Source organism: Microbacterium sp. P2_F9 (genome assembly GCF_056403635.1).
This window is the reverse complement of record NZ_JBFUFC010000190.1, coordinates 1-7,540: the sequence shown is the minus strand read 5'-3', so window position 1 is coordinate 7,540 and position 7,540 is coordinate 1. Positions and strand designations below refer to the sequence as shown.

The following is a 7,540-nucleotide window of genomic DNA, read 5'->3' as shown; positions in this document are numbered from 1 at the left end:
GGCCATGTGGACCCGATACCTTCCGCACATGGCGCGCATCCGGGAGCTGCTCGCGGCGGGGGCACTCGGTGACGTGCGCGCCGTCACCGCCGACCACACCCAGCGCATCTCCACCGATCCCGCACACCGGCTCAACGCTCTCGAGCTCGGCGGCGGCGCCCTGCTCGACCTCGGGATCTACCCCGTCTCGTTCGCGTGGGACATGCTCGGCGCGCCGACGATGGTCACCGCCGCCGCGCGCCTGAGCGAGACCGGCGCCGACGCGGAGGTCGCCACGATCTTCACCCACGCGTCGGGCGCGCTGTCCACCACGATCTCCGCCGCCCGCTCGGCGGGACCGAACACGGCGCACGTCATCGGCACGGACGCCCGCATCGACATCGACCGGGTCTGGTACAGCGCCACCTCGTTCCGCGTGACCCGGCCCGACGGCACGGTGGTCGAGGATTACGTCTCCCAGATCGACGGCCGCGGGATGCAGTACCAAGCGCTGGCCGCGGAGCGGATCCTCGCCGAGGGACGCACCGACAGCGACATCCTCCCCATCGACGAGACCGTGGCCATCATGGGCACGCTCGACGAGATCCGCGCCCAGATCGGCGTGCGCTACCCCGGAGAGCAGTGATATGCCCGACCACCTGAACCCCCGCGTCGCCGTCTACCTCGACTTCGACAACATCGTGATGAGCTGGTACGACCGCGTGCACGGGCGCAACTCGTATTCGCGCGACCGCCAGCGGATCGCCGAGAACACCACCGATACCGAGATCGCCGGGCGCCTGGCCGCCGCGACGATCGATGTCGGGGCGATCATCGACTACGCCGCGTCATTCGGGACGCTCGTGCTCACCCGCGCCTACGCGGACTGGTCATCGCCGGTCAACGCGATCTACCGCTCGCAGCTCGTCGCGCGCGCCGTCGACCTCGTGCAGCTGTTCCCTGCGGCCGCGTACGCCAAGAACGGCGCCGACATCCGCCTCGCGGTGGACACCGTCGAGGACATGTTCCGCCTCCCCGACCTCACCCACGTCGTGGTCGTCGCCGGCGACAGCGACTACGTGCCGCTCGCCCAGCGCTGCAAGCGCCTCGGCCGGTTCGTCGTCGGTGTCGGCGTCGCGGGGTCGACGGCGAAGTCCCTCGCCGCCGCCTGCGACCAGTTCGACGCGTACGACTCGCTCCCGGGCGTCGTCGTTCCGGTCACCGAGAAGGCGACGGATGCCGCACCCGCCGCGACGGGACGCCGCCGGAAGAAGGAGCCCGAGGACACGTCCGGCGAGCTGCTCGGTCGCGCGCTGCGCCTCGAGCACGAGCGCACCGACGAGGACTGGGTGCACCTCTCCGCGGTCAAGAACCTGCTCAAGCGGATGGACCCGTCCTTCACGGAGAAGGGACTCGGGCACCGCTCGTTCTCGGACTTCGTGAAGGCGCACCCCACCGTGGCAGAGATCGACGAGTCGACCAACATCGTGCGGGTGCGGCTCGTCGGACGCTGAGCGCCCTGCTCAGACGCCGCGCAGGAACTCCAGCAGTGCGGCGTTGAAAGCCTTCGGCTGCTCCCAGTTCGCCGCATGGCCGTCTTTGGGGATGACGACCGACGACCCCCGCGGGGCGAGCGCCGCCGCAGCCGCCGCGTGGCTGCTCGGCCACAATTCGCTCTCCGCCCCCGCGACGAAGAGCACCGGCACGTCGGTCCGGGCGATCGTCGCGCGCCAGTCGGCCTTCGCGTGGTCTCCGAGCAGGGCGAGTTCCCCGGGCGTCAGGGTGCGGTCGACCCCCTTCAGGGCGCTGAGCATCCGCACGAGGCGCATCCCGCGCTTGAAGACCGGGGTGCCCTTTCCGGTGTCGGGGATCTTCTCGGCGAAGTACGTGTCGATGTTGGAGGCGTCGTAGCCGTAGAACCCGTGCGGCCAATCGGGCGTGTTGAGCATCTTCGGCGTCTGGTCGATGATCGCGATCGCGCGCACTCGGTCAGCGGTGAACTGGTCGACGTACGACCAGATCGTGTTGCCGCCCATCGATCCGCCCACGAGGATCGCGTCGGAAAGATCGAGGGCCTGCAGGACATCCCGCAGGTCCTGCCCGCGGCGACGCATGTCGACGCCCTGTGCCGGGCGCTCAGCGACGCCGTGCCCACGCAGGTCGACGGCGAGCACGCGGTAGCCGGCATCCGCCAGCGCCGGCACCTGGTACTTCCAGCTCGTGGCTGCGGCCTTGAACCCGGCCGTGAGGACGAGGGGTGGGCCGGCCGGGTCGCCGTGCTCGGTGTAGTCGAGGCGGACGCCGTCGTCGGCGGTGATGGTTGTCATGGTGCTCATGCTCCGTTCGGGAAGGCTTTGCCTGGGTTGAGGATGTCGTGGGGGTCGAGTGCCCGTTTGATCGCGGAGTGCAGCTCGAGCACCACGGGGCTCAGCTCCTCCGCTGCGCCGGGGAGCTTCAGCAGACCGACGCCGTGCTCGCCGGTCACGGTGCCGCCCAGGGCGCGGCAGTCGTCGACGATGCGGTCGAACGCCCGCTTCGCCCGGCGCTTGGCCTCATCGTCGCCCTCGGGGGCGATGATCAGGGGGTGCAGGTTGCCGTCGCCGGCGTGGGCGATGTTGGCGATCACGACGCCTTCATCGGCGGCCGCCCGCTCGATGCGAGCGAGCATCTCGGGCACGGCGCTGCGCGGGACGCAGACGTCCTCGGTGAGCACCGGCCCGAGCCGCTCCAGCGCCGGGTAGGCGAGGCGGCGCGCCGCGAACAGCCGGTCGATCGCGTCCGGGTCGGAGGCGCGCTGCACCTCGGTGCCGCCGGCCTCGGCGAACAGGCCGGCGATGCGTGCGGCCAGTTCCTCGCCGCGCTCGCCGACTTCGTCGACCTTGGCCAGGAGCAGGGTCTGCGCACTGTCCGGGAGGGTCCACCCCTGCCATTCGGCCACGGCGTGCAGACAGGTGCGGTCGATGAGCTCGAGGGCTGAAGGGACGATGCCGGCCGCGGACACGGCTGCGACGGCGTGCCCGGCATCCGTCAACGAAGGAAAGTAGCCGATGATCGCGCGCTCTTCGCGCCCGCCGAGTGGGAGGAGCTTGAGGGTCACCTCGACAATGATCCCGAGGGTGCCTTCGGAGCCGACGAGGAGTCCGGTGAGGTCGTACCCGGTTACCCCCTTGGCCGTCCGGCGCCCGACTCGTGCCACCCGGCCATCGGCCAGCACCACGGTGAGCCCCAGGACATAGTCGCGCGTGACGCCGTACTTCACGCAGCAGATGCCGCCGGCGTTGGTGGCGACGTTGCCGCCGATCGTGCTGATGGACTGGCTCGCCGGGTCGGGCGGGTACCAGAGGCCCTGGGTGGCGACGTGCCGGCGGAGGTCGTCGTTGAGGACGCCTGCCTCGACGACCGCGTACCGCTCGGCCGGCTCGACCTCGAGGATCCTGGTCATCCGCTCGAGTGAGAGGACGAGGCATCCCGCGGTGGCGTTGGCGCCTCCGGACAGTCCCGTGCCCGCGCCGCGCGGCACCACCGGCACGCCGTGCGCCGCCGCGATGCGGACGGCGGTGGACACCTCGTCGACCGAGGTGGCGAAGACGACCGCCGCGGGCAGGGCGAACTCGGCCCATTCGGCGTCGTCGTGGCTGCAGCGCTCGAGGGTGTCGGGATCGGTCACCACCGTTCCGACGGGGAGGGCTGCGAGGAGGTCGGCGACGATGGCGGGCGTGGTCATGGCCCCTCGATGCTATGTCAACAGAACCTCGTCGACCCACGCGGGCACGACCTCGGTGGCAGGCCCGGCCCGCACCTCGTCGAACGGCACAGCGGCGTCACTCGGCTCGAGGTTGAGCTCAACGGTGCGCGCGCCGAAGGCCGCGGCAAGGGCGACATAGCCGGCGGCCGGATACACCGCGCCGGACGTCCCGACCGATACGAACGTGTCGCACGACGCGACGGCCTGCTCGATGCGGTCGAGGTCGTACGGCATCTCACCGAACCAGACGACGTCCGGGCGCAGCATCCGCTCTCCGCACACGGGACAGGGCGGGCGATCGATGAGATCGGACGCCCACGCCGAGCGCGACCCGCACGCGGTGCACCGCGCCCGGAGCAGCTCGCCGTGCATGTGGACGAGGCGGCGGCTGCCGGCCCGCTCGTGCAGATCGTCGACGTTCTGCGTCACGACGAGGAGGTCATCGCCGAGCTCGTTCTCGAGCCGCGCGAGTGCGCGATGCGCCGCGTTGGGGACGACGGATGCCAGGGCCCTTCGTCGCGCGTCGTAGAAGCCGAGCACCAGCTCGGGGTCGGCCTCGTAGCCCTCCGGCGTCGCCACGCGATCGACGGAGTGGCCCTCCCACAGGCCGTCGGCGGCACGGAACGTCGGCACACCGCTCTCGGCGGAGATGCCGGCACCGGTGAGCACGACGATCATGCCGTCACCCCTTGAGCATCGCGCGCAGCGTCTGCACGGTGTCGGCCTCGGCCGGCCGCTTGTCTTCCCGATATCGCTTGACCCGCGCGAAGCGCAGCGCGATCCCGCCCGGGTAGCGCGTGGAACGCTGGACGCCGTCGATCGCGATCTCCACCACGATCTCGGGGGCGATCCACACGGTGCCCTCGGTGCGCCGCACCTCGAGCTCGGGGAACCGCTCGGTCTGCCACCGCAGCAGCTCATCGGTGAGGCCCTTGAAGGTCTTGCCGACCATCACGAAGCCTCCCCCGAATTCGCCGGTCTCATCGCGGGCGCCCAGGTGCAGATTGGAGAGCGTCCCGGTGCGTCGCCCGTACCCCCACTCCGCGGCGAGGACGACGAGGTCGAACGTGTGCACCGGCTTCACCTTGATCCAGCTCGCCCCGCGGCGGCCGGCCGCGTACGGCGAGTCGATGGCCTTCACCACGACGCCCTCATGGCCCGCCGCCWGTGCGGCGGCCGACACTTGCTCCGCCGCCACGGGATCGGCCGTGATCTCGCCGGGGATCAGGTGCGCCGGGGCGATCCGGCCGAGCTCCGCGCGGCGAAGCGCCAGCGGCTCGTCGATGAGGTCGCGGCCGTCGAGGTGGAGCACGTCGAAGAACCACGGATGCAGGAGGGTCTCGCGCGCGCCGTCTGCGCCGAACCTGGCCATCGTGTCCTGGAAGGGACGCGGCACGTCGTTCTCGTCGAGGGCGAGGGTCTCACCGTCGAGGATCACCGCATGCACCGGCATCCGCCGGACGATGTCGACCACCTCCGGGAGCCGATGCGTGATGTCGGCGAGGTTGCGGGTGAACACCCAGACTTCGTCGCCCGCGCGATGCACCTGGATGCGAGCGCCGTCGAGTTTGTATTCGACGGATGCCTCGCCCACCGTCGCGATCGCCGCCGCCGCGCTCGGGGCCGTGCCGGCGAGCATCGGCATGATGGCGCGCCCCACTACGAGCCCCACCGCGTCGAGCGCCTCCGCCGTCCCGCGGATCGCCAGTGCCGCGGTCTCGGCGAGGTCGCCGGAGAGCATCGCCGCCCGCCGCACGCTCGCAGCCTCGCGCCCGGAAGCCCGCACGATCGCGTCCAGGAGCACGCCCTCCAGAGCGCCGGTGCGCAGCTCCCCGACGATCACCCTGGTCACGAAGTCCCACTCCGGGGCCGTGGCCTGCGCAGCGAGCGCCCGAAGTGTCGCAGTGCGCGTCGCGACCGACCCGGCACCGGATGCCGTGGCCAACGCCTCGAAGGCGGCATCGACGTCGGCGATGGTCAGGGTGGGATCCGGCGCGTGCTCGACCTCGAGTGTCGCGATGCCGCGCCAGCCGACGCCGATCCGTCCCTGCCGCGGGCTCGCGGTGAGGAGGCCGACGGCCGGGGCGAACTCGTCCTGGTCGAGTGTGCTGAGGAGCTCGGAGAGCGCCTCGATCTTCGCGAGCCGCGATCGCGTCGCGGTGACCGCATCCACGGCATGCAGCACGCGTGCGAGCAGCATGCTCAGCTCGCCTCCAGGACCCGGATCAGCGTCGCCGAGTCGTACGGGCCGATGTGCCGACGTCCGTTGACGAAGAACGTGGGAGTGCCGTGCAGGTCCATGACCTCGGCATCCATCCGATCGTCCTTGATGCGGTGCATCACATGCGGTGAGCGGAAGTCCTCGGCGAACCGGTCGGGGTCGAGGCCGAGCTCGACTGCGTACCGGCACAGGTCGTCGACCTCGAGGCGATCCTGGTTCGCGAACAGCACGACCGCCATCTCGAAGAAGCGGCCCTGCAGGGCCGCCGCTTCGGCGGCCTGCGCGGCCTCCTGCGCACGCGGATGCGGTGCATCGAGCGGGAAGTGCCGGAAGATCCAGCGCACGTCATCGCCGAACCGCTCGCGGACGGCATCGATCGAGCCGGTCGCGCGGCTGCAGAAGGAGCACTCGAAGTCGCCGTACTCGACGATCTCCAGCACGGCCCCCACTCGGCCGCGGAAGTGGTCGCGGTCGGGGTCGAACGGCCGCGCCAGTCGGGCGCCCACGGCACGGGGCGGCCGCACCCGGTCGCCGATCGCCAGGATCGCCCAGCCGGCGAAGAAGGCGATCACCGATGCGGCCAGCACGGCGATGCGCGCGATGTCCCGGGTGTGCGGGTCGTCGATCGCGAGGGGCACCAGGAAGAGGGAGATCGTGAAGCCGATCCCGGACAGCGCCGCTCCGCCCGCGATCCGCGTCATCCCCAGACCCGGCGCGAGCACGCCCTTGCCGGCCAACCGGATCATCGCGGTGGCGCCCGTGATGCCGATGAACTTGCCGACCACGAGCCCCGCGACGATGCCCCACGCGACCGGGGAGGTCGCGGCATCCCGGATCATCTGGGGTTCGAGGTGCACCCCCGCGTTCGCGAGCGCGAACACCGGCAGGACGCCGTACGCGATGTAGGGGCGCCAGGCCGCATCGACCCGCTCGTTGATCGAGAGCGAATCACGCCGGCTCCGGGTGACGGCCGCGGCATACGCCGGATTGGGCGACTCGCGGAACGCCTGCGTGAGTTCGGCCGCGCGTTCGACGTCGGAGCGCCGGGGCGGGAAGACCGGGATGAGCAGCGCGACCGCGACCCCGGCCAGCGTCGGATGCACGCCGGCCAGGAGGAGCGCCGCCCACAGGGCGGCCCCGAGGGCGATGTAGCCGAGTGCCCGCGCCGCCGGGAGGAAGCGCACCAGCGCGAGGAGGCCGATGAGCAGAGCCGCGGCGACGAGCGGGACGAGCTGGATGCCGGTGTTGTAGAAGATCGCGATCACCACCAGTGCGCCGATGTCGTCGACCACGGCGAGGGTGAGCAGGAAGATCCGCAGTCGGGCGGGGAACTGCAGGCCGATCAGCGCCACGGCACCGAGCAGGAAGGCGGTGTCGGTCGAGATGACCACACCCCAGGCATCCGCGTGCCCGCTCGAGAACGTGAACAGGGCGAAGATCGCGGCGGGGACGATGAGCCCGGCGACGGCCGCCGTGATCGGCACGACGGCGCGGGCGCGGTCGGTGAGCTCGCCGATCGTCAGTTCGCGCTTCACCTCGAGCCCGACGAGGAAGAAGAACAGGGTCATGAGGCCCTCGTTGACCACCTCGTGCAG

Annotated in this window: 7 protein-coding genes; 2 read left to right on the top strand and 5 right to left on the bottom strand. The window is 71.2% G+C overall.

All coding sequences use genetic code 11. The features are described 5' to 3' along the window. The coding region (locus AC1DVT_RS16205; RefSeq protein ID WP_477390016.1) for a Gfo/Idh/MocA family protein at window positions 1-625 on the top strand (625 nt) is incomplete at its 5' end. Window position 626: 1 nt separating this feature from the next. Continuing rightward, a complete protein-coding gene (locus AC1DVT_RS16200; protein ID WP_457101113.1) occupies window positions 627-1,493 on the top strand; it encodes an NYN domain-containing protein in 867 nt (288 codons plus the stop codon). Window positions 1,494-1,502: 9 nt separating this feature from the next. Here the strand turns inward: AC1DVT_RS16200 and AC1DVT_RS16195 are convergent, their stop codons facing one another. From AC1DVT_RS16195 to AC1DVT_RS16175, 5 genes are all read right to left on the bottom strand, one after another. Further along, window positions 1,503-2,306, bottom strand: a complete 804-nt coding sequence (locus tag AC1DVT_RS16195) for an alpha/beta fold hydrolase (RefSeq protein WP_477390015.1) — start codon at window positions 2,304-2,306, stop codon at window positions 1,503-1,505. A gap of 5 nt (window positions 2,307-2,311) precedes the next feature. Next, complete coding sequence (locus AC1DVT_RS16190; RefSeq protein ID WP_477390014.1) at window positions 2,312-3,703, bottom strand: FAD-binding oxidoreductase; 1,392 nt, start codon at window positions 3,701-3,703, stop codon at window positions 2,312-2,314. A 12-nt stretch (window positions 3,704-3,715) separates the two neighbouring features. Continuing rightward, window positions 3,716-4,402 carry an NAD-dependent deacylase gene (locus AC1DVT_RS16185; RefSeq protein ID WP_477390013.1) on the bottom strand — a complete coding sequence of 229 codons (687 nt, stop codon included), beginning with the start codon at window positions 4,400-4,402 and terminating at the stop codon, window positions 3,716-3,718. Window positions 4,403-4,406: 4 nt separating this feature from the next. Then, window positions 4,407-5,924 (bottom strand): ATP-dependent DNA ligase, encoded by a 1,518-nt coding sequence (locus AC1DVT_RS16180; protein WP_477390012.1) that lies wholly within the window; start codon window positions 5,922-5,924, stop codon window positions 4,407-4,409. Window positions 5,925-5,926: 2 nt separating this feature from the next. Next, on the bottom strand, window positions 5,927-7,540 hold a 1,614-nt coding region (locus AC1DVT_RS16175), incomplete at its 5' end, for a Na+/H+ antiporter NhaA (protein WP_477390011.1).